Source organism: Halomonas sp. DP5N14-9, assembly GCF_019802175.1.
Lineage (GTDB): Bacteria > Pseudomonadota > Gammaproteobacteria > Pseudomonadales > Halomonadaceae > Halomonas > Halomonas litopenaei.
Genome location: NZ_JAHVHR010000013.1, coordinates 57,132 through 82,138, shown reverse-complemented (window position 1 = coordinate 82,138; position 25,007 = coordinate 57,132). Strand labels below are relative to the sequence as shown.

Here is a 25,007-nt window from a genome sequence, read left to right as displayed (position 1 = left end):
CAGGCACCCAGTCTTGCGCAATAGTGGTCCCACCATAAGAACCAATACTGTCCAGAAAAGGGGAACCAGTGCCCAGCCTTCACCGTCACGCCGAATGGATCACCGAAGCGCTGGCCATGCGCCTGGCGCCACCCGCCGCCGAACCCCCGTCGGGTTCGCTGTCCCAGCGCCTGTACGCGGCCCTGCGCGAGTGGATACAGCAAGGTAGCTTGCCCGCCGCCAGCGCCCTGCCCTCGTCTCGACGGCTGGCCGCGGACCTCGGCATCGGCCGCAACACGGTGCTTGCCGCCATGGACCGCCTGGTGGCGGAAGGCTTCGTCGAGGCGCGCCCGGGGGCCGGGCTATTCGTGGCGTCTTTGGCACTGCCCGAACCCAGCCCGTTGCCCGGCGCCCCCATCCAGGCGAGCCGCTGGCATTCTCGGCGAGGTCAGCGCCTGCTGGAGAGCTGCGGCGAGATGGAGGGCTCCCGGGATGCCTTCGCCCCGGGCGTCCCCGCCCTCGATCTGTTCCCGCGCGAGGCGTGGCAGCGCCTGCTACGGCGCCATCGCCACCAGGCCAGTCTGGATGCCTTCGGCTACGCCACCAGCGGCGGGCATCACGCCCTCAAGACGGCGCTGTGTGACTACCTGCGTCTATCGCGCTCGGTCAATTGCCAACCACATCAGATCCTGATTACCCAGGGCGCCCAGCAGGGCTTCGAGCTGATCGCCCGCCTGCTGGCCGACCCCGGTGACAGCGTCTGGGTCGAGGATCCCGGCTATGCCGGTGCCAAGGCCTGCTTCAACATGGCCGGGCTAACGCCCGTCCCGGTACCGGTGGACGCACAGGGCATGCAGCCTGAGGCTCTCGCCCCGGATAGCCCGCCACCTCGACTGATCTATGTCACCCCCTCGCATCAGTACCCCTGCGGCGTGACGATGCCGGTGGCACGGCGTCTCGCCCTGCTCGACTTCGCCCGCCACCACGGCGCGCTGATCATCGAGGACGACTACGACAGCGAATTTCGCTATACCACTGCGCCGGTGGCCTCCCTCCAGGGGCTGGCCGGGGGCGGTCCGGTGCTCTACGTCGGCACCTTCAGCAAGGTGCTCTACCCGGGCCTCAGGCTCGGCTACCTGGTACTTCCCGAGGCCCTGGTGGACGACTTTCGCCGCGCCAACGCGCGACTGCATCGGGAAGGCCAGTACGTCTCCCAGTCAGCGCTGGCAGACTTTATCGTCGAGGGACACTTCTCTCGCCACATCGCGCGCATGCGCCACTGCTATCGACAGCGCCAGGCATGCCTGCGCGAGGCCCTGGCGCCTGCCGTGGAGCAAGGACTTGAACTGTCGGCCGGCCAGGCCGGCATGCACCTGGTGGCACGGCTCGCCTCACTGAAACAGGAGCAACGCCTGATCGAGCGTGGACGGCGCGAGGGCGTCACCCTGTCACCGCTATCGGGTCACTACCTGGCACCTGATGCCATGCCTGGGCTGGTGCTGGGCTACGCCGGCTCGACACCGGGGCGGATCGCCGAGGCCGGCGGCTGGCTGGCCAGGAGCTGGATCGATGACCGACAACACCAGCCAGCGGGCTGATATGCCTCCGCATACGCCCGCTCGGTCATGATGCACACAAAAAAAGGGCGCCCCATCGGGGCGCCCAAGGTCGTTAGTCGAGTCGAGCCCGAAGGCCTTCGTCAACCACCGGGAGCGGGGTCGCTCAATCGCCCGGTGTGGTGTGGCCGGTCTGAACCTCCATGCGCTTTCTCAGGATCGGGCCAACGATGTACGGCAGGATCAGGCCGAGACCGGCGAACAGCCACAGGCCGATGGCCAGGCCGCTGTCCCACAGAATCGTCCAGTCGCCGTCGGAGATGTCCATGGCGTGGCGCAGGTTCTTCTCCATCTCCGGGCCAAGCAACAGACCCAGGATCACCGGCACCAGCGGGATCTCGAGCTTCCGGAGGATGTAGCCACCGACCCCGAAGGCCACCATGAAGTACAGATCAAAGGTGGTGTTGGAGATCGAGTAGATGCCGACGAAGGCCACCATGGTGACGATCGGCAACAGGTACATCGGCGGCACCGACAGCAGCTTGACGAAGATGCCGACCATCGGGATGTTGAGCACCAGCAGCAGGAAGTTGCCGATCAACAGCGCCGCGATCACCCCCCACACAATGTCCGCGTTCTGGGTGAACATCAGCGGGCCAGGGGTAATATTCAGCGAGATCAGCAGCGCCAGCAGCACCGCGGTGGTACCGCTGCCCGGGACGCCCAGGGTCAGCATGGGCACCAGGGCACCGCTGGAGGCGCCGTTGTTACCGGCCTCGGGGCCTGCCACGCCGCGCGGGTCACCTTCACCGAAGTAGCCCTTCTTGCCGATCACCTTCTTCTCGAGGGTATAGCCGATAAAGCTGCCCAGCGAAGCACCGGCACCCGGCAGGACGCCGGCGATAAAGCCGAGGATGCCGCCACGGATGCTCGAGGGCATGATGCCCTTGATGTCGGCCCAGGAAAGCTTGAGCTTGTTGACCTTGATGGTCTTCTTGCCCTTGCCGGCGCGGTCCTCGATAAAGAACAGAAGCTCCGAGATGGCGAACAGACCAACGATGGCGATGATGAAATCGACGCCCTCGTAAAGCTCGAGCACCTGGAAGGTGTAGCGCTGCACCCCGGTATTGTCGATACCGATGGTCGCAATCATCAGACCGATGCAGGCCGCCACCACGGTCTTCATCGGGTTCTTGCCGGTGATACCGCCAAGGGTCGCGAAGGCCAGCAGGAACAGCGCGAAGTATTCCGCAGGACCGAAGGTCAGGGCGAAGTCGGCCAGGATCGGCGCCAGCAGGATCAGGCCCACGGTGGCAATCAGACTACCCATGAAAGACGCCACTGCGGAAATCGCCAGGGCCTCTGCGGCCTTGCCCTTCTGGGCCATGGGATAGCCGTCGAGGCAGGTCATCATGGCCGGCTCGTCACCGGGAATATTCAACAGAATCGATGAGATACGCCCGCCGTACATGGCGCCGGCGTAGACCGCAGTGAGCATGATCAGGGCGGTCTCGGGCTTGAGCCCCAGGGTAAAGGCCAGCGGAATCAGGATCGCCACACCGTTGGCCGGGCCGAGTCCGGGCAGCGCGCCGATCAGGGTGCCGAGAAAGGCGCCCAGCAGCGCAAACATCAGGTTATGCGGGGCGAGAGCCACCCCGAAGCCGTCGATCAGGTAGCCAAGGGTTTCCATCAGCCCACCTCCAGGAAGGACAGCACACCCAGGGGCAGGGGCAGGTCCAGCGCAAAGTTGAAGATCAGAAATACCACCACGCCGGAAATACCGCCGACAATGAAGGCCTTGACCGGCGGCGCGCCCATGCGCCAGCACAGGGTGCCCACCGCCAGCAGGGTCGCCAGAATAAAGCCGAGCGGCTGCAGCAGGGCCGCGTAGAGCACCAGCACCACCAGGGCGATGATCAACTCGACGCCGGTGCGGCTCCAGGGCCAGGCATTGTCAGGGTCCGGGCGCACCACCATGTACAGGCTGGACAACCCCAGCACCACGGCCAGCAGGTAGGGGAAGGTTTCGGGGCCTACCGCCTCGGCCCCGCCAAAGGGTTCGGGAAACTGGGAAGCGCCCCAGCCGTACGCGACGGCCAGGACGATCATCAAGACCCCGAATACGCGGTCGTTGAACATGCTCATTGCTGGATCAGTCCGATATCTTTGGACAGCTGGTTGATGTCGGCGATCTGCTCCTTGACGAAGGTCTCGAATTCACCGGCGCTCATGTGGAACGGCATCAGGCCGTTGCTCTCCATGACGTCCTTCCACTCCTCGCTCTCGTAGATGGTGTCCATGGCGTCGACCCAGTACTGCTTGGCGTCTTCGGGAATATCCGCCGGCATGTAGAAGCCGCGCCAGTTCGGACCCACGGCGTCGATGCCCTGCTCCTTGGCGGTGGGGATCTCGCTGAACTCGCCCGGCAGGCGCTCGTCGGACAGCACCGCCACCACGCGCAGGTCACCGGACTCCATGAAGCCCTGGGCCTCGGTGATATCACCGGTGAAGGCGTCGACATGACCGCCGACCACCTGGGTCATGGCCTCGCCGCCGTTGTTGTAGGACAGGTAGGGGATCCTCGGCAGGTTCTCGATGCCGGCGGCTTGAGCCGCGATCAGCACCTTGAGGTGATCCCAGCCGCCCTTGGCGCTGCCACCGGCGAACTTCACCGCACGCGGGTCTTCCTTGATCGCGTCCATGATGTCGTTCAGGTCCTGGTACTCGCTGTCGGCGCTGACGGCGATGACCCCATAGTCGGCCCCCAGGGCGCCGACCCAGTTGACCATGTCGGCGGTCATGCCCGGGAACTGACCCTGGGCCAGGCGTGTGGTGGTGGCGGTGGAGGCCGCGACCAGCAGCTGGTCATCACCGGCGCGCTTGCTCACGGTATGGGCGTAGGCCACGCCACCACCGGCACCGGCCATGTTGACGGTCTGCACACCGCGCGGCACCAGGTCCAGCTCTTCGAGCACGGTACCTACGCTGCGGCAGGTGAAGTCCCAGCCGCCGCCCGGGTCGGCAGGTGCCAGACACTCGACCTTGCCTTCGGGCTCAAAGGCAACGGCGGTGCTGGCTGCGCCGGTGATGGCAGCGATCGCGATCAGTTTGACTGGCGTGTTCATGGACATGAAGAAGTCCTCTGTTGTTGTCTGCCGACAGGAGGCCCGAGACGACATCCCGTCGCGATTGACGCCGAGACGGCGCCGAGATTTCCACTTGTTGGAAACTGACACCTGGCTTACAATTCTGTAAGGCAGAACGTCGTTCCCTTGGATGGAAAGCTAAGCCCGGACTGCACCCGGGTCAACGCGCGATCGCGTAATTCCGACCAAAGTTGAATGCCATAGACATCGTTCGATATCACCGACAGGAAGGTTCACATGGCACAGGATCGCGTCGAGGCGGTCGAACGGGCCCTCTCGGTCCTGGAGGTCTTCGATACTCCTCAGGATAGTTTCAGTCTGGCAGAACTGGCCGATGCCACAGGCTTCTACAAGAGCACCCTGCTCAGGCTTCTGGCCTCGCTGGAGCGCTTCGACTACACCCAGCGTGGAGAGGATGGCCGCTGGCGCATCGGCGGTGCTCCGGTGCGCCTGGCCCGTCGCCACGCCCCCAGTCGCGATCTGGCGGCGCTGATCCAGCCGCTGCTCGACGGCCTGGCGCGACAACTCGGCGACACCGCCAGCCTGCTCGAGGTCACCGCCGACGTGGTCCACTGTCGCCTGGCCGCCCTGCCTGACCAGAGCCTGCGCCATGACCTGGTTCCCGGCAGCCAGTGGTCCCTGCGGGACACCGAAGATCCTGCGCCGGCCCTTGCGGGAGGCACGATGGTGTGTCGGCGCCTGCCGCTGGAAGGCCGTCACCCACTCTGGTTGGCCCTGTCCGGGCCTGAGGGACGGTTGGACACATACGCCGCCGCGACACGGCTCGACGAGGCGGTGACACTGTTGATCGGTCAGCGGGACACCCAAGGGAGGCACGCATGACACTGCTGCTGGTGGAAGACGATCGGCTTCTGGCCGAGACCCTGGTCGATGCCCTCGGCATCGCTGGCCACGAGGTTCAACACATCGACAATGGCATCGACGCCCGCGACCGCCTCCAGGGAAATCACCGACTGGACATGGTGCTATTGGATCTGAACCTTCCCGGGCTCGGTGGGCTGGAGGTCCTGGAGGCGTTGAGACGCCACGACAGCTCGACCCCGGTGCTGATTCTCACCGCTCGCGGCGCGGTGGAAGATCGCGTGCGCGGGCTCGACCTGGGTGCCGATGACTACCTGGCCAAGCCCTTCTCGCTGGAGGAGCTGGAGGCCCGGGTACGCGCCCTGATGCGTCGCCGCGCGCCCTCCGGCCTGATCACCGTGGGCGAACTCAGCTTCGATAGCCTGGCCCAGCGCTTCAGCCTGGGCGACGAGGCGTTGGCACTGCCTCCGCGAGAGCAGCGCCTGCTGGGGTGCCTGATGCGACACGCCGGCCAGCCGGTGGACAAGGCTACCCTGGTGCGTGAAGCCTTCGGCGAGGAGGAACTCGGCGACAATGCCATCGAGGTCTACGTGCATCGTCTACGCAAGCGCCTTCAAGGGCATCGAGTGAACCTGCGCACGGTGCGCGGTCTCGGCTACCTGCTGGAAGCACCATGAGCGGGGATTCACTGCACCGCCGACTGTTGACCTGGCTGCTGCTGCCGATGCTGATCGTCGGCTCGGTGGTGCTGTGGCGGGCCTGGCTGGACGCTCGCCAGACCGCCGACCGGGCCTTCGACCGACTGCTCGACGCCGCCAGTCTGTCGATCGCCGAACAGGCCCAGTGGCAGGACGATCGCCTTTGGCTCGATCTGCCCCCGGCGGCCCTGGAAATGCTCGCCTCGCGCCACGACGAACGGGTGTTCTATACCCTGGTGGACGCTCGCGGTGAGTGGGTCACCGGTAACGCCAACCTGCCCGGCATCGAAGGCGCCGCCCAGGACGCAAGCGACGTCGTCTATGGCGACGTTGACTACCACGATATGCCTCTGCGCCTCGGCGTGCGCCGCTCTCGGCTTGAGGACTGGCGCCTGCGCGAGCCCTTCGAGATCCGGGTCGCCCACACGCGCGAGGGGCGCGACGCGCTCAGCGGCGAGCTGTTTCGCCAGAGCCTCGCCTACCTGCTGGCGGTGGCGGTGCTGTCGGTGGCCGCCCTGCTGATCGCCATTCGCCTGGCGCTGGCACCGCTGACACGACTGCGACGCCAGATACGCACCCGTGATCCGCGCACCCTGGCACCGCTGGAATTGCCGCTGCCGCGAGAGCTGGCCGAGCTGCGCGACACCGTCAACGAGCTGCTGGCACGGATGCGTCGGGTCAAGGCCAACCAGGAACGCTTTATCGGCGACGCCTCGCATCAGCTCCGCACCCCCCTGGCGGGGCTTTCCGCCCGGGCCGAACTGGCCCTGCGCCAGGACGACCCCGCCATCTGGCACTCGGCCCTGGGCGCCATGCAGACCACCAGCCAGAGCGCCTCGCGCCTGGCCATGCAACTGCTGTCACTGACCCGCCTGGACAATCCCGAGTACCAGCCCGAACTGGCCCCCACCGATCTGGTTCAGGTCGCCCGTGAGGCGGTGATGGCCCATTGGCAACGCTGTCAGCGCGTCGGCGTCGACCTTGGACTGGAAGCGCCAGAGGCACCGGTGCACGTGCGGGGGCTCGACTGGCAGCTGGGCGAGGCGCTGGCCAACCTGATCGACAACGCCTGCCACTACGGTGCCAGGCACATCACCGTCGAGGTCAGCGCCGACCCGATCGCGCTGGCGGTCGTCGATGACGGCCCGGGCATCCCCCACGAGCGTCGACTGCTGGTACTGCGCCCCTTCCACCGCGGTGAGCACACCAGCGAAGGCTCGGGTCTGGGCCTGGCCATCGTCGACGGCATCGCCCGCACCCACGGCGCTCGACTGAGCCTCGGTGACGCCCGGGAAGCACCACCGCCGGGCCTGCGAGTCAGCCTGCAATTCGGCGAAGGCGTCGACAAGGGATCGACGTCCGCCCCTTCACGGAGCCAGCCATGATATCCCGCACCCTTGCGCTGCCCCCCTGGATGACCGCCGTTGTCACGCTGGTGGCGTCGCTGGCGCTGTGGTCGCTTCTGCCTGATGAGTCCCTGGCGCAATCCATACCCGAGGCAGGGGCCGACTCCCCCCTCGAGGCATACCCGGGGAACGCCTCGCAGCAGCCAGCCTACGATGAGGTCACCTTCGAAGGTACAGGAGAGTCGTCAGATGCGCTGGTGATCCACGCGGCCCTGGATATCCCCTACGCCCTGCCGCTACTCGAGGACTTCCATCGTCGTCATCCGCGCTACACCATCACCTACCGCAACTTCTCGACGCTGGACGTGCATCAGCGCTTTCTCGACGCCCCGGCAGAGGCCGATGTGGTCATCTCGTCGGCCATGCCCTGGCAGTACCTGCTGGTCAACGAGGGTCACGCCCAGAGCATCGACACCGCCATCACCCAGCGCTGGCCGGACTCGGCCAAGTGGCGTCAGGAGCTGTTTGCCTTTACCTTCGAACCCATCGTAATGGTGGTCAGCCGCCGCCTCGAGCAGCGCCTCGGCCCCGTCGACAGCCGCGCCGATCTGCTCGGCCTGCTGGCCGAGGCGCGCTCGCCGCTGCAAGGACGCCTGGTCACCTACGACCCCACCTCCAGCGGCGCCGGCTACACCTACGCCATCGAAGAGTCACGCCTGTCCCCGCGCTACTGGGACCTGGTGGCGGCGCTGGGCAAGGCAGATACCGCCCTGGTAAATACCACCGGCGCCATGCTGGAAGGCCTCAGGCAGGGTCGCTACGACATCGCCTACAACGTGCTGGGCAGCTATGCCCGGGAAAGGATCGCCGATGACCCCGAGCTCAGGCTGGTGATTCCCGACGACTATGCCCTGGTCATTCGACGTCTGGCCTTCGTGCCTCGCCAGGCGCCGCACGCGGGGGCAGCGCGCCGCTTTATCGACTACCTGCTGAGCGCCGACGGCCAAAGGGTCATCGCCGAGGCCGGCGAACTCGGCGCCCTGCACCCCCAGCTGGATGGCCCGGGCACCGCCACCGCCATGCGCCGCGACTACCCTGACGGCCTGAGGCCGATTCCTCTGAGCCCCGGCTTGCTGGCGACCCTCGATGAGTTGAAGCGCACCGCCCTGCTCGCCCGCTGGCAGCGCGAATTTCACGATCAGCCGGTCGATACCCGGGCGATCGAGCAGTTCTCGCGGTGACGATGCGCCCTGCTATCGTTGCGCAGACACGACAAGGCCCGCCAGGCAAGCCTGGCGGGCCTTGGTCGATCACCTGCGATCGCACATCTTCGTTTCGACGTACCGATGCTTGTGGCCCCTGTTGGTGCCCCGGGTCAAGCTCCGGGCAGGTAGGTCAGAAGGACCGGCGCGGTGCCGCGCTTGAGCATGCCTAGCTCGCGGGCGGCACGCTTGGACAGGTCGATGACCCGTCCCTGGACGAAGGGGCCGCGGTCATTGATCTCGACCTCGACGCTCTGGCCGGTATCACGACGGGTGACCAGCACCTTGGTACCGAAGGGCAGACTGCGATGGGCGGCGGTCAGCGCCTGCTGGTCGAAGGACTCGCCGCTGGCGGTTCGACGCCCCTGGAAGCGATCACTGTAGTAGGAAGCCTGGCCGCGCTGGGAAGCAACCTCTCCGTCGTCACGGGCCATTGCCGGCGCGCTCGCAAGCGACGCCATGGCCAGAACAACGGCAGCCGCCCAGGCGGCCATGGTCGATCGACCGGACAACATACGACGCAGAGAAATGGACAACATCATCTTCACCTCAGGTAACCCGCGAGACGCGGGGATTCAGAGCCTGGTGCGAAGTCTCCAGCGATGGCGCACGTTCAATCCGAAGAACGTTCTCGGGGTGACGGATGCTTGCCGTGCATCCACCCACGACTCCCCGCTTGCGCATGATCGAACCAGGCCAGTTGCTCGTGCAGCGATACCACGCTGCCGACGATGATCAAGGTGGGCGGTCGAATGATATCCCGATCATTCAACTTCGGCAAATTAGCCAAGTTGGATAGATGGACGCGCTGGCGCTGGGTAGTTCCCTGCTCGACCAGCGCCACCGGGGTGTCCGGACTCAGTCCCTCGCCGATCAGGCCCTGGCTGATGTAGTCGAGACTGCCAAGCCCCATGTAGAACACCAGCGTCTGACCAGGGCTTGCCAGCGCCCGCCAGTCGAGTTCGCACCCCCCCTCCTTCAAGTGCCCGGTGATAAAGCGCACCGACTGGGCATGATCACGATGGGTCAAAGGAATGCCGGCGTAGGCGCTGCAGCCGGAAGCCGCGGTGATGCCCGGCACCACTTCCACCTGAACGCCTTCGGCCACCAGGGTCTCAAGCTCCTCACCGCCACGACCGAAGATGAAAGGGTCGCCCCCCTTGAGCCTGACCACACGCTTGCCCTGACGGGCCCAGTCGACCAGCGAGCGGTTGATGTCCTCCTGGGGCAGGCTGTGATCGGAGCGAGCCTTGCCGACGTAGTAGCGATCCGCCGATGCCGGCACCAGCGCCAGGATTTCCTCACTGACCAGTCGATCGTGCAGCACCACCTCGGCCTCGCACAGTCGCCGCCAGGCACGCAGGGTCAGAAGCTCAGGATCGCCGGGACCGGCACCGACGAGACTCACGCTACCGGCCGGAAAGCCACTGTGGGCAGGCAACTGGGAAGGGCTCATGACGGTGGACTCCAGAGTGAACAACGGGCGATGACCGCGGGTGATGACAACGGGCATCATTATGCCATGCCGGAATTAAACGTCCACTTCGTTATTACCAAAAACACACTTCATTGCTGCTGCAAGGCGTCGTCACCCCACACCAGAGCGCCGCCTTCCCCGACGGGGAAAGCGGCGCTCTGGCGGCTTTGGCAGGGTCAGTGGGGTGACTGTCTTACCCCTTGGCGCTCAGCGTCCGCCGCAGCCTCGGGCTGAGGGTTTCACCGAGACCGGTCATCACGACCAGGATCAGTGCCAGCCACAGCCAGTGGGCGGCGAAATCCACAGCGACGATGCCCAGCGCATCGACGAAGATCACCAGGATGCCCAGGGGACTGACGTAGCGCACCATGAACAGCCACAGGGCGTGCATGCCCGCCGGCAGGTCCAGCTCATCGCGTACCGCTTCGCTCTTGAGGAAGAAACCGGCCAGCAGCGCCATGCCGAGTCCGCCCAGCGGCATCATCAGACGCGAGGTGAGGAAGTCGAGCCAATCGAAGAAGTGCTTGCCGGCCAGTGTCCAGTCGGCACCGATATTGAACGACAGCATCGCCAGGGTGCTCATCAGCCACAGCACGATGCCGGTGCCCCAGGCGGCCGCCTTGCGGCTGATGCCCTTGTTGTCGTTGAGCCAGGACACCGTGGCCTCGACCATCGAGATCGAGGAGGTCAGCGCCGCCATCGACAGCATGATGAAGAACAGGATGCCAAACAGCGTGCCCATCGGCATCGCCTGGAACGCCAGCGGCAGGCTCATGAAGATCAGGCCGGGGCCGCTGTTGGGCTCCATGCCGTTGGCGAAGATCACCGGGAAGATCGCCAGCCCCGCCATCAGCGCCACCAGGGTATCGGCCACCGCGACTGTCAGGGTGGTACGACCGATGGAAGCACGTCTCGGCAGGTAGCTGCCGTAAGTGAGGATGGCCCCGGAGGCCAGTGACAAGGTAAAGAAGGCATGGCCCATGGCGGCCAGCATGCCTTCGCTTGACAGGCTGGAAGCCTTGAAGTCGAACAGGAAGTGGACGGCCTGGCCGAAGCCACCGGAGAACATGCCGTAGACGATCATGATCAGCAGCATGATCACCATGCCCGGCATCATCCAGCCGACGCTCTTCTCGATGCCCTGCTGCACCCCCTTGCCGACGATCACCATGGTGGCCACGGTCACCAGGGTGCTCCAGCCGCCGAGGCTGAAGGGGTTGGCATTGTTGGCGCCGAAGATGGCCGCCATGTCATCGACGCTGGAACCGACCAGTCCGCCGGAGATCATCTTCCACAGGTAGGCGAAGGACCAGCCGGCGACCACCACGTAGAAACTCAGGATCAAAAAGCCGCAGAGCATCGCCATCCAGCCGAACAGCGACCACAGCGAACTGCCTCCGGATTCCTTGACCACCCGGCGAATGGCGTCGATAGGGCTGCCCCGACCACGCCGCCCCAGGGCGATCTCGGTCATCATGATGGGTACACCGACCGACAGGATACAGACCAGGTAGACCAGCACGAAGGCGCCGCCGCCGTACTCTCCGGTCATGTACGGAAATTTCCAGATATTGCCCAGGCCCACAGCGGAGCCGGTCGCGGCCAGAACGAAGCCCCAGCGGCCTAGCCACTGGGTGCGAGAGGGTTCATTGGTTGTCATGACTCACCAGAGATCGCTTGCGCACTTTTGTTTGTCCACCATGGCGGTGGCGCCCTGAAAACAGCCTGAAACAGCACAGACCCAGGGCATCCAGCGCGCCATTGTGACGGATTTTGTTGTGATTGGGCAGGCCGACGACGCAAAGTCGCGGCCAAGGGCCTACCTGGCGAAGGATCCGCTGCCGCTCACCTGGCCGACAAGACGCCAGTGACGACAGCGGCTGTAGCCGACCGACGTCAGTCGGCGTCGAGGACACCGCGGCGAATCTGATCTTCCTCGATGGATTCGAACAGCGCCTTGAAGTTGCCCTCGCCGAAGCCGTCGTTACCCTTGCGCTGGATGATCTCGAAGAAGATCGGACCGATCACGGTCTCGGTGAAGATCTGCAGCAGCACCCCCTGATCCGGACCGCCATCGATCAGCAGGCTCAACTCACGCAGATCCTCGACCCGCTCTTCGTGGTTGGGCACCCGCACATCGACCTTCTCGTAGTAGGTGTCGGGGGTGGACAGGAAGCGAATGCCGTTGGCCTTCAGCGCGCGCACCGTAGCGTAGATGTCGTCGGTGGCCATGGCCAGGTGCTGGATACCCTCGCCGTTGTACTCGCGGATAAACTCGGCGATCTGGGAGTTGTCGTCGGCGGACTCGTTGATCGGGATATGCATCTTGCCGCAGGGTGCGGTCATGGCGCGGGAATGCAGCCCGGTCTTCTTGCCCTCGATGTCGAAATAGCGATTCTCACGGAAGTTGGCGATACGGGTATAGAAGTCGGCCCAGGGATCCATCTGACCCCGCGCCACGTTGTGGGTCAGGTGATCCAGCACCTTGAGACCAACGCTGTTGTCCTGAGCCGAGGTGCCGGCGATGGGCTCGAAGTCGATGTCGTAGATGGTACGTCCCTGTTCGTCGACCCGATCATCGACGAAATACAGCAACGAACCACCAATACCCTCCACCGCCGGAATGCCGACCTCGCCAGCACCGACAGGGTTATCGACCTGACGGGCGCCCTGATCGATGGCGTAGGACAGTGCCTGACGAGCATCCGCTACCTTCCACGCCATGGCGCAGGCGCCCGGACCGTGAATCTCGGCGAACCTGGCGGCGTGACTGCCGGGTTCCGCGTTGAGCACAAAGTTCACCCCCTCCTGCTGAAACAGGGTGACCCGCTTCGAGCGGTGGCGGCGCGTCTCGGTAAACCCCATGGCGAGAAACAGCTCGCGCAGGGCGTCGATGCCAGCCTGATCCGGGGCGCTGTATTCGACGAACTCGAAGCCATTGGTGCCGATGGGGTTGTGGGTATCGATGGGAGCGACTGCGGTCATGTGGGCCTCCGTCATTGTGATTGTCACTCCCCATCCTAGGCTCCTCGACACGCGCCCCCCATCCCCCCGGAGCGGCATGAGGTGGTAGCGCACACGCCCTGGCATCGGCCAGCTGTAGCGCTGGCGTGACACCCCGTGTGCGCTCTGCACCCCAGGCGTCACGAAATCCTTACACGACGTCACGCTGGCATGACAGGCTGCCTCTCGCTGCGACCTTTACAGCGTCAGCGTCACCAACTGCCACGCCACCAGCAGCATGATCACGGCGATGATCCCATCCACCCACTGCCATGCCCTCGGGCTCTTCAGCCGCGGTGCCAGGGCGCCGGCGGCGCTTACCAGGCCGAAGAACCAGACAAAGGAAGCAATGGTCGCCCCCACGTAGAATCCCACCGGGCTCTCTTGCAGCGAACCGATGGCGCCCAGCATCACCAGGGTGTCCAGATAGACCTGGGGGTTGAGCAGCGTCACCGCCAGGGTCGCCAGCACCACCTGGGCAAGGCTGGCACTGGAGGCAGACGATGCAACGTCCATGCCCCTGGGCCGTCGAACCCGACCAATGGCCAGCCAGGCCTGCCAGGCAAGAAAGGCGGCGCCGCCGTAGCGCGCCAACAGCATGGCCCCTTCGCTCTGGGCGATCAGGGCGCCGAGACCCATCACCCCCAGGCCGATCAGCACGGCATCGCACAGGGCGCAGATCCCCGCCACCCACCAGACGTGTTGTCGCCTCAGTCCCTTGGACAACACAAAGGCGTTCTGCGCGCCGATGGCGATGATCAGTCCCGCTCCGGTGCCCACGCCCTGGATCAGTGAAAGCCACATGGTCTGTCCTTCCTCACGATGATTGTCGACGCTGCGCCGATGTTGCGCGCTGCTGGATGTGGCAGAGACTAGGGCAAGCTGGTAAATAAGAGAAATCACTTCTCCCACTGCCTCATTACCATTTCTTATACTCAAGGACATAGATAGACGCCCATGCTGGACTACAAACTGCTCGATGCACTGGCCGCCGTGCTGACCCACCAGGGCTTCGAGCGCGCGGCCCGCGCGCTGGGGCTGACCCAATCGGCGGTATCCCAGCGCATCAAGCTGCTGGAGGCTCGCCTGGGACAGCCGGTGCTGGTGAGGGGCTCCCCGCCGACACCGACCGAACTGGGTCAACGGCTGTTGAACCACGTCCAGCAGGTACAACTGCTGGAGGGCGAGTTGATCCAGGATGCACCGCAGCTGGCACTGGGCCACCGTCAGCTACGTATCGCCATCAATGCCGATAGCCTCGCCACCTGGTGGCCGGGCGCCATCGCCGGCTACCTCAAGCATCAGGCGATTACCCTGGCTCTGGTCATCGAGGATCAGGAGGTCGGACTTGAACGCATGCGCCTGGGCGAAGTGGCTGCGTGCCTGTGCGCCAGCGACATGCCGGTCCAGGGCGCCAGGGTCATCGCCCTGGGCGTGATGCGCTACCGCGCACTGGCGAGTCCCGACTTCATGGCCCGACACTGCCCCCAGGGCGCGGACGCCGGTTCTCTAGCCCAGGCGCCGGCCATCATCTTCGGGCCCAACGATCAACTGCAACACCGCTTCATGGCGGCCCATGGCGTCAACGGCCCCTTCCCGCACCACCGCTGCGCCAGCGTCGAGGGATTTCTGCGCCTGGCCCACGCGGGCCTCGGCTTCGGGCTCATTCCCGAAATCCAGGCGTATCGGGAGCTCTCGACGGGGGAGCTTGAGGACGTTGTGCCGGGCTGGCATCTGGACGTACCGCTGTACTGGCACTACTGGCGCCACGGCGGCGAGCCGCTGGAGCGACTCGGCCGCCACCTGGCCGACCAGGCCGGTCACCATCTGTTGCCACCTGCGGACTGACTGGGCCCGGCAAGGTACGCGCCCCGTCTCATGCAGCGATCAGCGTCGCGAGGACGGGGCAGGCGGTGAAATGCGCTCTCGAAGTGAGCCGTCAGTCACCCAGGCGTCGTGCCACGCTCTCGACCTTGTCTGCCATGGTCTGATCGCGGTCGGTCCGGGTACCGAGTTTCAAGGTGGTGGTGATGCGTGGCGCCCCCATCTCGTGCACCACCTCATGGCAGCGCTTGACCACCGCCATGACCTCATCCCAGGGGCCTTCGATATTGGTGCCATAGGCGTGCATCTGGTGGCTGAGACCGGACGCCTGGATCTCCCGCTGGCAAGCGGCCACGTGGTCGGAGACCGAAACGCCCACACCCAGGGGGACCACGCAAAGATCGACGATAACGTGCATAACTTAAGCCTCCTTGATTCTGTGCCAACCCGCCCGCGTTCTTCGCTGGAAAGGCATGCCAGCTGAACTATGCTGTTTTGCAACAATAAAGATAGCCGAAGGTGATTCAGGCCCCTGCCGAGGTGGCGGTCCTGGCCTCACTTCGGAGCGGGCGACTCTCCTGCCCGCTTCTCGTTTCCCCGGACATGCCGCCTGCACGGACACCAGGAGGCCACATGACCAGCGACGCCCGCCCCCATCCCATCGCACTGCCGAACAATCGCCCTCGGCGGATCATCGAGCAGTTGCTCGAGGGCTCGGGCATTCGCCTCAACGGACCTGAACCCCACGATATCCAAATCTATCATCCCGATCTGTTCGCCCGCATCCTGCACCAGGGCACGCTGGGGCTCGGGGAAGCCTACATGGATGGCTGGTGGGAGGCGCGGCGTATCGACCAGCTTGCCCATCGGCTACTGCGCCACGGTCTGGGCCAACGCTCGCGTAGCGCCACAAGCCACCTCTTCTATCGCCTGCAGGCGGGCTTCTTCAACCTCCAGAGTCGCGCCCGAGCCTATCAGGTCGGCGAGGTTCACTACGACCTCGGCAACGACCTGTTTCGGTATATGCTGGACGACACCATGTGCTACTCCTGTGGCTACTGGCGCCGGGCAACGACGCTGCATCAGGCCCAGCTCGCCAAGCTCGACCTGGTCTGTCGAAAGCTGGCGCTGCGCCCAGGCATGCACCTTCTCGACATCGGCTGCGGCTGGGGCAGCCTGGCCCAGCACGCCGCACGTCACTACGGCGTCAGCGTGACCGGTATCACCATTTCCCGGGAGCAGGTGGCACTGGCCAGAGAGCGCTGCCAGGGCTTGCCCGTCAATATCCAGTTGGCCGACTACCGCGACCTGCAAGGCCAGTACGACCGGATCGCCTCGATCGGCATGTTCGAACACGTAGGACAGCGCAACTACACGACCTTCTTTCGGACGGTGGCCGACCTGCTGCCGGATGACGGGCTCTTCCTGCTGCATACCATTGGCTCCAATACTTCTCGCATCACCGCAGACCCCTGGATCCATCGCTACATCTTTCCCAACGGCGTGTTGCCGTCCGCCCGCCAGATCTGCCAGCACAGCGAGGAGATGTTGATGGTGGAAGACTGGCAGAACTTCGGCTCCGACTACGATCCCACCCTGCTGGCGTGGCTGGCCAACCTTGACGCCTGCTGGCATGACATTGCACGTCACTACAACACACGGCACTGCAATGAACGCACCTATCGGATGCTGCGCTACTACCTGGCGATCTGTGCCGGAGCCTTCCGTGCCCGCTACTTGCAACTGTGGCAGGTAGTCTTTTCCAGGGGGCGAGAGCTTCGCTATGACGCACCCCGGTGACCGCGAAGTTGCCGGAAATGCGCGCGCTTTCGGTGAATCATGACGGGAACCTGCCTAGTCACTCTCGCTGCGGCATATCCTTGATCAAGCCCTCACGCCGATGTCTGCCGATCGATCAACTCCCGGCTGCACGGCCACAACGCCCGCTATCAGCGGCCTGGCGAGAACGTTCAAGCCTTTCCTTCCTATGGCGCAATCCACAAATGCAGAGTTTTGTCTGATATTTCTTAGTCCCTTGGACTGATATACCCGCAATGCCCTGCCTTTAAGATGGTGGTAAAGGCCCGATACCTCGGGTTGACCCGCCATCCCGTGGCCAAGGACTGCCTGCTATGGAAGATCGTGACCCGCCGTCACCCTCCCCGACCTGCAATGAAAGCGCGAGTCTTGCCTGCCTCAAGCGTGTCCCGGGGGTGCTGTTCACCCTGAAGCGAGACGCTCGCGGCCGCCTGCAGCTTCCCGCCCTGACCGGTGAAGACCCGATGACGGCTCGCCTTGAGCCACTGCTGTCGATCAACGACGTGCGTCAGCGGCTCGGCGATCTGCTGGGTGACGCCTACGGTGAATTCATCCGGGCCATCGAACACTCTGCGCACTGGCTGTCGCCGGTATCCACGCGACTGCGCCTGCCGATCGGCGAACTCACCCCGCACTGGTATTCGCTGGAGGCACTGCCGGAGCGCTCGGACGAAGGCATCCTGTGGCACGGCCTGCTGGTGGACATCGAGGATCAGGTCGCCGAAGAGCAACGTCTTCGCTACCTGTCCGGCACCGACGAACTCACCGGGCTGACCAACCGACGTTCGATGATGGGACACATCGACAAGATCGCCTCCATGTCCAACCGCCATGGCACGCCGCTATCGCTGTTGCTGATCGACCTGGACCACTTTGCCCTGATCAACGACACCTGGGGGCGCGGACTCGGTGATCGGGTGCTCTGTCAGATCGCCGCCCTGGCATCCAGCCAGTTGCGCCAGGAGGACATGCTGGCACGCATGGGCAGCGACGAATTCGCCCTGCTGCTGCCGATGACACCCGCTGGCAGAGCGCGCGAGCTGGCGGAGCGCCTGCGCGAGAGCATCTCTCGTCAGGACTTCGGCATCGGTCGCCACAAGGTCACCGTCAGTATCGGTGTCTCTGACTTTGTTCGCGGCTTGAGCAGCGCGCAACTGATGCAGCAGGTCCACACCAACCTGATGGAAGCCAAGCAGCAGGGCCGCGATCGCGTGATCCAGCGCTGGTTGCCCCAGGGATCATCCTGACACCGCCACCGGAGCTGGCACGTCGTCGCTTCATGCCGGTGACTGTTTTGGGTACCCTTGCCCCCGATCCTGCCGCTGTCACAGGGCCCGCCATCAGGGAGCCAGCATGTCCACCACCATCGACCAGACCCTCGAGAACGTCTTCGGCCACCGCCACTTCAGGCCAGGACAGCGGGAGACCATCAACGCCATCGCAGAAGGCCGCAGCGCAGCGGCGATCTTCCCGACCGGCTCGGGCAAGTCGCTGTGCTATCAGCTGCCGGCATTGCACCTGCCGCACCTCACCCTGGTGGTGTCTCCTCTACTGGCGCTGATGCAGGACCAGCTGGCGACGCTGACCTCGCGCGGTATCGCCGCCGCCAGCATCGATTCGAGTCAGGATCGCGATCAGGCTCGGGAGGTCATGGCAGCGGCCCGCAACGGCCAGCTCAAGGTCCTGATGGTATCGGTCGAGCGCCTGCGCAATGAACGCTTTCGCGCCTTTCTGCGCGACGTGCGGGTCTCGTTGATGGTGATCGACGAGGCCCACTGCCTGTCGGAATGGGGACATAACTTTCGCCCGGACTACCAGAAACTGCCCGACTATCGCCGGGAGTTCGGCATCGACCAGGTGCTGCTGCTGACCGCCACCGCCACGCCCAAGGTCATCGATGACATGCGTCGAGGCTTCGATATCGCGCCTGACGATGTCATCACCACCGGCTTCTACCGCGCCAATCTGGACCTTGCCGTCTCCCCGCTGCCCGCCGACAACAGGGCTCGCCATCTGGCCAGTTGGCTGGCGCCAAGACTCGGCAACGGCGGCACCATCGTCTACGTCACCCTGCAGCAAAGCGCCGAGCGCCTGGCGGCCTACCTCAAGGCCGCCGGGCTCGAGGTCGCCGCCTACCACGCCGGGCTCGACAGTGAGACCCGCCAGCGACTGCAGGCGGACTTCATGAGCGGACGCCTGCCCGGCATCGTCGCCACCATTGCCTTCGGCATGGGCATCGACAAGGCCGATATTCGCCAGGTGGTGCACTTCGACCTGCCCAAGTCCATCGAGAACTACAGCCAGGAGATCGGACGCGCCGGGCGCGACGGCAAGCCGTCGGAGTGCCTGATGCTGGCCGGACGTGAACACCTGCCAGTGCTCGAGAACTTTATCCATGGTGACGTACCACCGCTGTCGGGCATCGAGGCGGTATTGACCGACCTGGCGGATGCCTCCGATAGCTGGGAGCTGTCGCTCAACGCCCTGTCACGCCTCTCGGACATCCGCGAGCTGCCGCTGAAGACGCTGCTGGTCAAGCTGGAACTGGCCGGCGTGGTGCGCGCCAGCCACAGCTACTTCGCCGAGTATCGCTTCAGCCTGGCGATCGAACCCGACGCCCTGCTCGCCCGCTTCCCCGGCGAGCGCGGCGCCTTTCTCGGCGCACTGCTCGATGCCTCGCACAAGGCCCGTACCTGGTATCGGCTGGACTTCGAACGCCTCGACCAGCTGGGCCAGGAACGCGGCCTCGACACCTCCCGCCCGCGGGTGCTCAAGGCGCTCGACTACCTGGCGGAACAGGGGCTGATGCGCCTGGAAAGCAAGCAGATGACCGAGGTCTACCACAAACTCACGGCAGTGGACCCCGGACGGCTGGCCCCCGAGCTGCATCAGCAGTTCGTCGAGCGCGCGGGGGTCGAACTCGAGCGACTCGACGCCATGCTGGCGCTGTTCGAAGCCGACGACTGCATCAGCGCGCGACTCGCCAACTGGTTCGGTGACCCCAATGCCCCTGAGCGCTGCGGTCACTGTTCGGCCTGTCGCGGCGAGACCGCCAGCCTGCCGCCCGCCCCGACTCCGGCGCTCCCGGACGAGGGCGAACTGCGAGCCTGGCTAACGGGCCTGGCACAGGCACTGGAAAGTGTCGAGCCAGGCAAGCCGCTGGACCTTGAGCTTGCTACCCGCTTCCTGTGCGGCGTCATCAGCCCGCGCCTGAGCCAGGCCAAGGCGCGACGCCTGCCGGGATTCGCCAGCCAGGAAAGCGCCCGCTATACCGACGTCAGGCAAGCCCTCGCACCACTATTCGAAGGCTAGCCTTGCGACCGCGAGCTATTCGAACGCCAGCTATTCGACCGCGAGCAGTGGGCCTCGATGCCTCGTCGGTGCCTCGAGCCCCCTCAGTCTCACTTTCACTCTCACACTCACCGTCAGCCTTCGCTGCCGGTGATGCCATACCGGTTCAGCTTGTTGGCGATGGTGGTGTGGGATACGCCAAGGCGGCGTGCCAACTGGCGACTGGACGGATGCTGGGGGTACAGCGAGGCCAATACGCGCCGCTCAACCTCGCCCAGGATGTCGTTGAGCGAGCCGTCCAGGTCGATACCGGCAAGACCCGCCGGCGCCCCCGAGGCCGGCAGCCGCAGATGGGCCGGCTCGATGAGCCCGGTCTCGCACAGCGACACCGCCTGGAACAGCACGTTCTCGAGTTGCCGCACATTGCCGGGCCAGTGATAGCTGGCCATGCGCGCCAGTGCCGCGGGGGAAAGCGCAGGCAGCGCGCAGCCGATCTGGCGCGCGGCTCGGTCGACAAAGTGCCCGGCCAGGGCCTCGATGCCATCCAGACAATCCCTCAGCGGCGGAACGCTCAACGACAGCACGTTGAGGCGATGATAGAGGTCCTGACGAAACAGCCCCTGGCCGCACAGGGCCAGCAGATCCTGCTGTGTGGCACAGATCACCCGCACGTCCAGGTAGGTCTCGTCATCGGCGCCGACCCGGCGAAAGCCACCGTCCTGCAGAAAGCGCAACAGCTTGGCCTGCAGCCGCGGACTCATTTCGCCGACCTCATCGAGGAAGATGGTGCCACCGGCGGTCAGCTCCAGCAGACCCAGCTTGCCCTCGGGGCGAGCGCCATCGAAGGCGCCCGGGGCATAGCCAAACAGTTCGGTCTCGGCCATGGACTCCGGCAGGCCGGCGCAGTTCAGCGCCATGAACGGCGCCTGACCGCGCTGGCTGGCCAGGTGACAGGCCCGCGCCAGCACCTCCTTGCCGGTGCCGGTCTCGCCAAAGATCAACAGCGGCGCGTCCAGCGGCGCCATGCGCCGCGCCTCGTGGATCAGGGAGGCGAGTCGGGGGCTGGCCGCGAACATCGCCTCGAAGCCGCGCATCTCCTGGCGCTGCACCTGATAGATACGCTCGCCGATACGATCGGCGCTATGCAGCGTGACCACAGCCCCGGCCAGCGAGGCCACGTCGTCGTGGTGTTCGCGATGCAGCGGCGCGATATCGGCCAGGTAGGTGGCGTCCTTGAGCCGGATCCTGAGGCCATTGACCCGAGCATTGTTGCGACGAATCACTTCCGGCAGGTCGAGCTCCGGCAGGTAGCGATTCAGCGACAGCCCGGGCACCTCGTCGACGCGCACGCCGAGCAACTGGCTCGCCGCCCGGTTGGCCGCCACCAGGTGCCCCTCCATGTCGATGGACATCACCGGGTCGGAGAGTGACGACAGCAGCGCCTCCAGCTCGAGCTGGTGGCGCTCGCTGGGCATCAGGCTGACCCGGCGCACCCCGAATACGCCGGACACCTGCTCGAGACTGGGCTTCAGCGTCGCCAGCTGGGCGTGCAACAGTTGCGGCACGTGCAGATAGATGGCGTTGCCGTGCTCTCCGCCCACCTCGCCCCGGGCCACGTTGACCCCATAGTCGGCCAGCAGGGCCACTATGTCGCGAAGGATGCCGACACGATTCTGGCAGTGAACTCTCAGGCGCATGAAGGGAACGGCTCCGCAAAAGGGTCACACCATCTGAAGTTTCCGTCAGGCTGGTCTGACTCGTATGTCAAGATTTCGTTACAGCCTATCGAAGACAGAGGAGCGCGTCCTGCATCTTTGGTCGATAGACACCATCTCGAGCACCTGCTGTAAAGACTTCCTGACAGAAAAGGGCCGCCTTCTGGTGCCTATCCCCCCGATGCACGGCTGCGAGACGAAAGCCCCCATGCCTAGACTCGACTCAGTCTCGATACCACAACAGTCGACAATCGCCGGGAGACACCATGCACGCACCTTCTTCGTCCACCCCGTCCACCAAGGGCACCGCCTATCAGGCCCGTGAGCCGGATGCCGACGGCATCATCCATTGGAGCGAGGTCGAGAACCGAACCTGGCAGACGCTGATGGAACGCCAGCTGACGTTGATCGAAGGGCGCGTATGCCAGCAGTATCTGGACGGCCTCGAGCGCCTCGGCCTGCCCAGCGATCGTATTCCGCAACTGGGCGACGTCGATCGGGTGCTACAGCAAGCCACCGGCTGGCAGACCGCCCAGGTACCGGCGCTGATTCCCTTCGACACCTTCTTTCAACTGCTGGCCAACCGTCGTTTTCCCGTGGCGACCTTCATCCGTACCCCCGAGGAGCTGGACTACCTCAAGGAACCGGACATCTTCCACGAGATCTTCGGCCACTGCCCGATGCTGACCAACGAGGCCTTCGCCGAGTTCACCGCTACCTACGGCCGCATCGGCCTTGCCGCCGAACCCAAGGACCGGGTCTACCTGGCCAGGCTCTACTGGATGACCGTGGAATTCGGCCTGGTGGACACCCCGCAAGGCCGGCGCATCTATGGTGGCGGTATCATCTCCTCGCCCAAGGAGACCCTGCACGCCCTGTCCGATACCCCTGCACATGCGCCCTTCGACGCCCTCGACGCCCTGCGCACCCCCTACCGCATCGACATCCTGCAGCCCCTTTACTACGTTCTGGACAGCCTCGACAGGCTTCAGGAACTGTCCCGGCGCGACCTGATGGCACTGGTCGAGGAAGCCAAGGCGCTGGGGTTATTCGAACCGCGCTTTCCGCCCAAGCCCAATTCAACGGCCAAGCCCAAGCCAACGCCCGGCGAGAACGGCGAGACCGGCCCATCCGCCCACGACGGTGCCGACAACGACCGACGCAGCGAACACGCCTGAACATCCACACTCCCTCACCGACACCACCAGGAGACAGCATGAACGACACCACCCAGACCCTCACCGAGCAGTCCTGCGAAGCCTGCAGCTGGGACGCCCCCCACGCCACCGAGGACGAGATCGAACAGTGGCACGCGCAGATCCCCGAGTGGCGGATCGTCGAGCGCGATGGCATCATGCAACTGGAGCGGAGCTACAAGTTCCGCAACTTTCGGCAGGCCCTTGCCTTTACCAACAGCGTCGGCGAGATCGCCGAGGAAGCCGGCCATCACCCGGCCCTGTTGACCGAGTGGGGCAAGGTCACCGTGACCTGGTGGTCCCACGAGATGAAGGGCCTGCACAAGAACGATTTCATCCTAGCGGCCAGAACCGACGAGGTAGCAAGCTAAAATGTTCGAGAAGATTGAGCGGGTTCCCGGGGATGCCATCCTCGGGCTCATCGAGGCCTTCAAGAAGGACACCAATCCCCAGAAGGTCGATCTTGGCGTCGGCGTCTACCGCGATGCAAAGGGCAACACTCCGGTGATGCGTGCGGTCAAGGAGGCCGAAGCCCTGCTGCTCAACAACGAGACCACCAAGACCTACATCGGCTCACACGGCGCCGCCCAGTACGGTGCCGTGGTGCTGCCGATGGTGCTGGGCCAGGACTCCCCCGTGCTCGAGGCCGGCCGCGCCAGCGTTACCCAGTCCCCCGGTGGTACCGGCGCCCTGCGCCTGGCGGCGGACTTCGTCGCGACCCAACTGCCTGGCAAGGGCATCTGGGTCAGCGACCCGACCTGGCCGAACCACCACGGCATCTTCACCGCCGCCGGCATCGAACTGCACAAGTATCCCTACGTCGACGCCGACAACCGTCTCGACTTCGACGGCATGCTGGAAGCCCTCAAGCAGATCCCCCTGGGCGACGTGGTGGTGCTGCACGCCTGCTGCCACAACCCCACCGGCTTCGACCTGAACCACCAGCAGTGGCAACAGGTGCTTGAAGTGATCCAGCAGCGCGACCTGCTGCCGCTGGTCGACTTCGCCTACCAGGGCTTCGCCGAGGGCCTGGACGAGGACGCCTACGCCGTTCGCCTGCTGGCCGAGAATCTCGACAACGTGCTGATCACCAGCTCCTGCTCGAAGAACTTCGGCATCTACAACGAGCGTACCGGCGCCCTGATCGTGGTGGCGAAGAACAGCGAGGAGATGGAGAACGTCCGCTCGCAGATCGCCATCGTCGCCCGTGAGAACTACTCCAACCCGCCGGCCCACGGCGGCAGCATCGTGGCGGAGATCCTCAACTCGGCGGAACTCGCCGCGGTGTGGCGCGAGGAACTCACCGAAATGCGCGATCGCATCAACACCCTGCGTCGTGACTTCGTCGAGGCCTTGAAGCCCTACGGGCTGGACCAGAAGTACGCCCACATCGCCGAGCAGCGTGGCATGTTCTCCTACACCGGCCTGACGCCGGAACAGGTGGACCGCCTGCGCGACGAGTACGGCATCTACATGGTGCGCTCGGGCCGCGCCAACGTCGCCGGCTTCTCCCAGGAGAACCTGCCGTACCTGGCCAAGGCGGTGGCCGCCGTCAACGACTGACGCCCTGCCAGCGGGCTGTGCCAGCCAGCAAACGACGCCCGGGCCTGTCCCGGGCGTTGTCGTATCCGGACGAACTTCCCGGCGCCACCGAGCGCAACCACCATTCCTGCAAGCCTGTTTCTGCAAGCCATCGGCTCTGTCCGAAAAGTCGACGAGCGTAGGCAGGTTTCGCAAAAGCCCTAGGCGCAGTCCGAAAAGTCGACGAGCGAAGGTTAGACAAGGCAAAAATCGGTGAGAAAGCGCAGTTTACGGGGTGTAAATGAGCATTTTGACCGGGCTGGCGCACCAGACGATTTTTAACGCCGTATTAC

Annotated in this window: 22 protein-coding genes; 12 read left to right on the top strand and 10 right to left on the bottom strand. The window is 64.9% G+C overall.

Translation table 11 applies throughout. The features are described from left to right. The first annotated feature begins 116 nt into the window (after positions 1 to 116). A complete protein-coding gene (locus KUW00_RS09075; protein WP_222568929.1) occupies positions 117 to 1,577 on the top strand; it encodes a PLP-dependent aminotransferase family protein in 1,461 nt (486 codons plus the stop codon). A gap of 124 nt (positions 1,578 to 1,701) precedes the next feature. Here KUW00_RS09075 and KUW00_RS09070 read toward each other — a convergent pair whose 3' ends face one another. Genes KUW00_RS09070 through KUW00_RS09060 form a run of 3 tightly spaced genes read right to left on the bottom strand, consistent with a single transcriptional unit; the run spans position 1,702 to position 4,666 of the window. Further along, positions 1,702 to 3,225, bottom strand: a complete 1,524-nt coding sequence (locus KUW00_RS09070; RefSeq protein ID WP_222568877.1) for a tripartite tricarboxylate transporter permease — start codon at positions 3,223 to 3,225, stop codon at positions 1,702 to 1,704. Continuing rightward, complete coding sequence (locus KUW00_RS09065) at positions 3,225 to 3,680, bottom strand: tripartite tricarboxylate transporter TctB family protein (RefSeq protein ID WP_222568876.1); 456 nt, start codon at positions 3,678 to 3,680, stop codon at positions 3,225 to 3,227. Before KUW00_RS09065 ends, KUW00_RS09070 begins: the two co-directional genes overlap by 1 nt. Further along, positions 3,677 to 4,666 carry a Bug family tripartite tricarboxylate transporter substrate binding protein gene (locus KUW00_RS09060; protein ID WP_222568875.1) on the bottom strand — a complete coding sequence of 330 codons (990 nt, stop codon included), beginning with the start codon at positions 4,664 to 4,666 and terminating at the stop codon, positions 3,677 to 3,679. The genes KUW00_RS09065 and KUW00_RS09060 overlap by 4 nt, the downstream gene beginning before the upstream one ends. A gap of 252 nt (positions 4,667 to 4,918) precedes the next feature. Between KUW00_RS09060 and KUW00_RS09055 the strand changes: the two genes are divergently transcribed. Genes KUW00_RS09055 through KUW00_RS09040 form a run of 4 tightly spaced genes read left to right on the top strand, consistent with a single transcriptional unit; the run spans position 4,919 to position 8,788 of the window. After that, the gene (locus KUW00_RS09055; protein ID WP_222568874.1) at positions 4,919 to 5,524 is read left to right on the top strand and encodes a helix-turn-helix domain-containing protein; all 606 of its coding nucleotides are present in this window, start codon (positions 4,919 to 4,921) and stop codon (positions 5,522 to 5,524) included. Continuing rightward, on the top strand, positions 5,521 to 6,180 hold the full coding sequence (locus tag KUW00_RS09050) for a response regulator transcription factor (protein ID WP_222568873.1): 660 nt from the start codon (positions 5,521 to 5,523) through the stop codon (positions 6,178 to 6,180). The genes KUW00_RS09055 and KUW00_RS09050 overlap by 4 nt, the downstream gene beginning before the upstream one ends. Beyond that, complete coding sequence (locus tag KUW00_RS09045) at positions 6,177 to 7,586, top strand: sensor histidine kinase (protein ID WP_222568872.1); 1,410 nt, start codon at positions 6,177 to 6,179, stop codon at positions 7,584 to 7,586. The genes KUW00_RS09050 and KUW00_RS09045 overlap by 4 nt, the downstream gene beginning before the upstream one ends. Then, a complete protein-coding gene (locus KUW00_RS09040; protein ID WP_261392074.1) occupies positions 7,583 to 8,788 on the top strand; it encodes an ABC transporter substrate-binding protein in 1,206 nt (401 codons plus the stop codon). The genes KUW00_RS09045 and KUW00_RS09040 overlap by 4 nt, the downstream gene beginning before the upstream one ends. Positions 8,789 to 8,922: 134 nt before the next feature. Here KUW00_RS09040 and KUW00_RS09035 read toward each other — a convergent pair whose 3' ends face one another. From KUW00_RS09035 to KUW00_RS09015, 5 genes are all read right to left on the bottom strand, one after another. Continuing rightward, on the bottom strand, positions 8,923 to 9,243 hold the full coding sequence (locus KUW00_RS09035) for a septal ring lytic transglycosylase RlpA family protein (RefSeq protein WP_409360217.1): 321 nt from the start codon (positions 9,241 to 9,243) through the stop codon (positions 8,923 to 8,925). Positions 9,244 to 9,422: 179 nt separating this feature from the next. After that, positions 9,423 to 10,265, bottom strand: a complete 843-nt coding sequence (gene cobA, locus KUW00_RS09030; protein ID WP_108448812.1) for a uroporphyrinogen-III C-methyltransferase — start codon at positions 10,263 to 10,265, stop codon at positions 9,423 to 9,425. A gap of 214 nt (positions 10,266 to 10,479) precedes the next feature. Further along, on the bottom strand, positions 10,480 to 11,946 hold the full coding sequence (locus KUW00_RS09025; protein WP_045994012.1) for a sodium-dependent transporter: 1,467 nt from the start codon (positions 11,944 to 11,946) through the stop codon (positions 10,480 to 10,482). 236 nt (positions 11,947 to 12,182) lie between these two features. Next, a complete protein-coding gene (hppD, locus tag KUW00_RS09020) occupies positions 12,183 to 13,271 on the bottom strand; it encodes a 4-hydroxyphenylpyruvate dioxygenase (RefSeq protein ID WP_213227115.1) in 1,089 nt (362 codons plus the stop codon). 216 nt (positions 13,272 to 13,487) lie between these two features. Then, entirely contained in the window at positions 13,488 to 14,093 is a 606-nt protein-coding gene (locus KUW00_RS09015; RefSeq protein WP_108133064.1) for a LysE/ArgO family amino acid transporter, read from the bottom strand. 153 nt (positions 14,094 to 14,246) lie between these two features. On the opposite strand from KUW00_RS09015, the gene KUW00_RS09010 reads away from it, so the two are divergent. Next, the gene (locus tag KUW00_RS09010; RefSeq protein ID WP_222568871.1) at positions 14,247 to 15,137 is read left to right on the top strand and encodes a LysR family transcriptional regulator ArgP; all 891 of its coding nucleotides are present in this window, start codon (positions 14,247 to 14,249) and stop codon (positions 15,135 to 15,137) included. Positions 15,138 to 15,228: 91 nt separating this feature from the next. On the opposite strand, the gene KUW00_RS09005 is transcribed toward KUW00_RS09010, so the two are convergent. Beyond that, positions 15,229 to 15,531: an MTH1187 family thiamine-binding protein gene (locus KUW00_RS09005; protein WP_222516539.1), complete on the bottom strand. Its 303-nt coding sequence runs from the start codon at positions 15,529 to 15,531 to the stop codon at positions 15,229 to 15,231. Between the two features lie 215 nt (positions 15,532 to 15,746). On the opposite strand from KUW00_RS09005, the gene cfa reads away from it, so the two are divergent. The 3 genes from cfa (at position 15,747) to KUW00_RS08990 (ending at position 20,243) form a co-directional block, all read left to right on the top strand. Further along, positions 15,747 to 16,913: a cyclopropane fatty acyl phospholipid synthase gene (cfa, locus tag KUW00_RS09000; RefSeq protein ID WP_222568870.1), complete on the top strand. Its 1,167-nt coding sequence runs from the start codon at positions 15,747 to 15,749 to the stop codon at positions 16,911 to 16,913. Between the two features lie 332 nt (positions 16,914 to 17,245). Continuing rightward, complete coding sequence (locus tag KUW00_RS08995) at positions 17,246 to 18,178, top strand: GGDEF domain-containing protein (RefSeq protein WP_213227121.1); 933 nt, start codon at positions 17,246 to 17,248, stop codon at positions 18,176 to 18,178. A 106-nt stretch (positions 18,179 to 18,284) separates the two neighbouring features. Further along, positions 18,285 to 20,243 (top strand): ATP-dependent DNA helicase RecQ, encoded by a 1,959-nt coding sequence (locus KUW00_RS08990; protein WP_222568869.1) that lies wholly within the window; start codon positions 18,285 to 18,287, stop codon positions 20,241 to 20,243. 113 nt (positions 20,244 to 20,356) lie between these two features. Here KUW00_RS08990 and KUW00_RS08985 read toward each other — a convergent pair whose 3' ends face one another. Beyond that, on the bottom strand, positions 20,357 to 21,919 hold the full coding sequence (locus KUW00_RS08985) for a sigma-54-dependent transcriptional regulator (protein WP_045994019.1): 1,563 nt from the start codon (positions 21,917 to 21,919) through the stop codon (positions 20,357 to 20,359). Between the two features lie 284 nt (positions 21,920 to 22,203). On the opposite strand from KUW00_RS08985, the gene phhA reads away from it, so the two are divergent. The 3 genes from phhA to KUW00_RS08970 are packed head-to-tail and all read left to right on the top strand — an operon-like array spanning position 22,204 to position 24,696. Next, a complete protein-coding gene (phhA, locus tag KUW00_RS08980; protein WP_222568868.1) occupies positions 22,204 to 23,115 on the top strand; it encodes a phenylalanine 4-monooxygenase in 912 nt (303 codons plus the stop codon). Between the two features lie 38 nt (positions 23,116 to 23,153). Continuing rightward, positions 23,154 to 23,504, top strand: a complete 351-nt coding sequence (locus tag KUW00_RS08975) for a 4a-hydroxytetrahydrobiopterin dehydratase (protein ID WP_045994020.1) — start codon at positions 23,154 to 23,156, stop codon at positions 23,502 to 23,504. Position 23,505: 1 nt separating this feature from the next. Then, positions 23,506 to 24,696, top strand: coding sequence for an aromatic amino acid transaminase (locus KUW00_RS08970; RefSeq protein WP_222568867.1), 1,191 nt, complete (start codon positions 23,506 to 23,508; stop codon positions 24,694 to 24,696). Positions 24,697 to 25,007: the final 311 nt, after the last annotated feature.

Bases quoted from the DNA above. Each gene is read 5' to 3' on its own strand.
- KUW00_RS09075 (WP_222568929.1), top strand. From the start codon at position 117: ATGCGCCTGGCGCCACCCGCCGCCGAACCCCCGTCGGGTTCGCTGTCC.
- KUW00_RS09070 (WP_222568877.1), bottom strand. From the start codon at position 3,225: ATGGAAACCCTTGGCTACCTGATCGACGGCTTCGGGGTGGCTCTCGCC.
- KUW00_RS09065 (WP_222568876.1), bottom strand. From the start codon at position 3,680: ATGAGCATGTTCAACGACCGCGTATTCGGGGTCTTGATGATCGTCCTG.
- KUW00_RS09060 (WP_222568875.1), bottom strand. From the start codon at position 4,666: ATGTCCATGAACACGCCAGTCAAACTGATCGCGATCGCTGCCATCACC.
- KUW00_RS09055 (WP_222568874.1), top strand. From the start codon at position 4,919: ATGGCACAGGATCGCGTCGAGGCGGTCGAACGGGCCCTCTCGGTCCTG.
- KUW00_RS09050 (WP_222568873.1), top strand. From the start codon at position 5,521: ATGACACTGCTGCTGGTGGAAGACGATCGGCTTCTGGCCGAGACCCTG.
- KUW00_RS09045 (WP_222568872.1), top strand. From the start codon at position 6,177: ATGAGCGGGGATTCACTGCACCGCCGACTGTTGACCTGGCTGCTGCTG.
- KUW00_RS09040 (WP_261392074.1), top strand. From the start codon at position 7,583: ATGATATCCCGCACCCTTGCGCTGCCCCCCTGGATGACCGCCGTTGTC.
- KUW00_RS09035 (WP_409360217.1), bottom strand. From the start codon at position 9,243: ATGGCCCGTGACGACGGAGAGGTTGCTTCCCAGCGCGGCCAGGCTTCC.
- cobA (WP_108448812.1), bottom strand. From the start codon at position 10,265: ATGAGCCCTTCCCAGTTGCCTGCCCACAGTGGCTTTCCGGCCGGTAGC.
- KUW00_RS09025 (WP_045994012.1), bottom strand. From the start codon at position 11,946: ATGACAACCAATGAACCCTCTCGCACCCAGTGGCTAGGCCGCTGGGGC.
- hppD (WP_213227115.1), bottom strand. From the start codon at position 13,271: ATGACCGCAGTCGCTCCCATCGATACCCACAACCCCATCGGCACCAAT.
- KUW00_RS09015 (WP_108133064.1), bottom strand. From the start codon at position 14,093: ATGTGGCTTTCACTGATCCAGGGCGTGGGCACCGGAGCGGGACTGATC.
- KUW00_RS09010 (WP_222568871.1), top strand. From the start codon at position 14,247: ATGCTGGACTACAAACTGCTCGATGCACTGGCCGCCGTGCTGACCCAC.
- KUW00_RS09005 (WP_222516539.1), bottom strand. From the start codon at position 15,531: ATGCACGTTATCGTCGATCTTTGCGTGGTCCCCCTGGGTGTGGGCGTT.
- cfa (WP_222568870.1), top strand. From the start codon at position 15,747: ATGACCAGCGACGCCCGCCCCCATCCCATCGCACTGCCGAACAATCGC.
- KUW00_RS08995 (WP_213227121.1), top strand. From the start codon at position 17,246: ATGGAAGATCGTGACCCGCCGTCACCCTCCCCGACCTGCAATGAAAGC.
- KUW00_RS08990 (WP_222568869.1), top strand. From the start codon at position 18,285: ATGTCCACCACCATCGACCAGACCCTCGAGAACGTCTTCGGCCACCGC.
- KUW00_RS08985 (WP_045994019.1), bottom strand. From the start codon at position 21,919: ATGCGCCTGAGAGTTCACTGCCAGAATCGTGTCGGCATCCTTCGCGAC.
- phhA (WP_222568868.1), top strand. From the start codon at position 22,204: ATGCACGCACCTTCTTCGTCCACCCCGTCCACCAAGGGCACCGCCTAT.
- KUW00_RS08975 (WP_045994020.1), top strand. From the start codon at position 23,154: ATGAACGACACCACCCAGACCCTCACCGAGCAGTCCTGCGAAGCCTGC.
- KUW00_RS08970 (WP_222568867.1), top strand. From the start codon at position 23,506: ATGTTCGAGAAGATTGAGCGGGTTCCCGGGGATGCCATCCTCGGGCTC.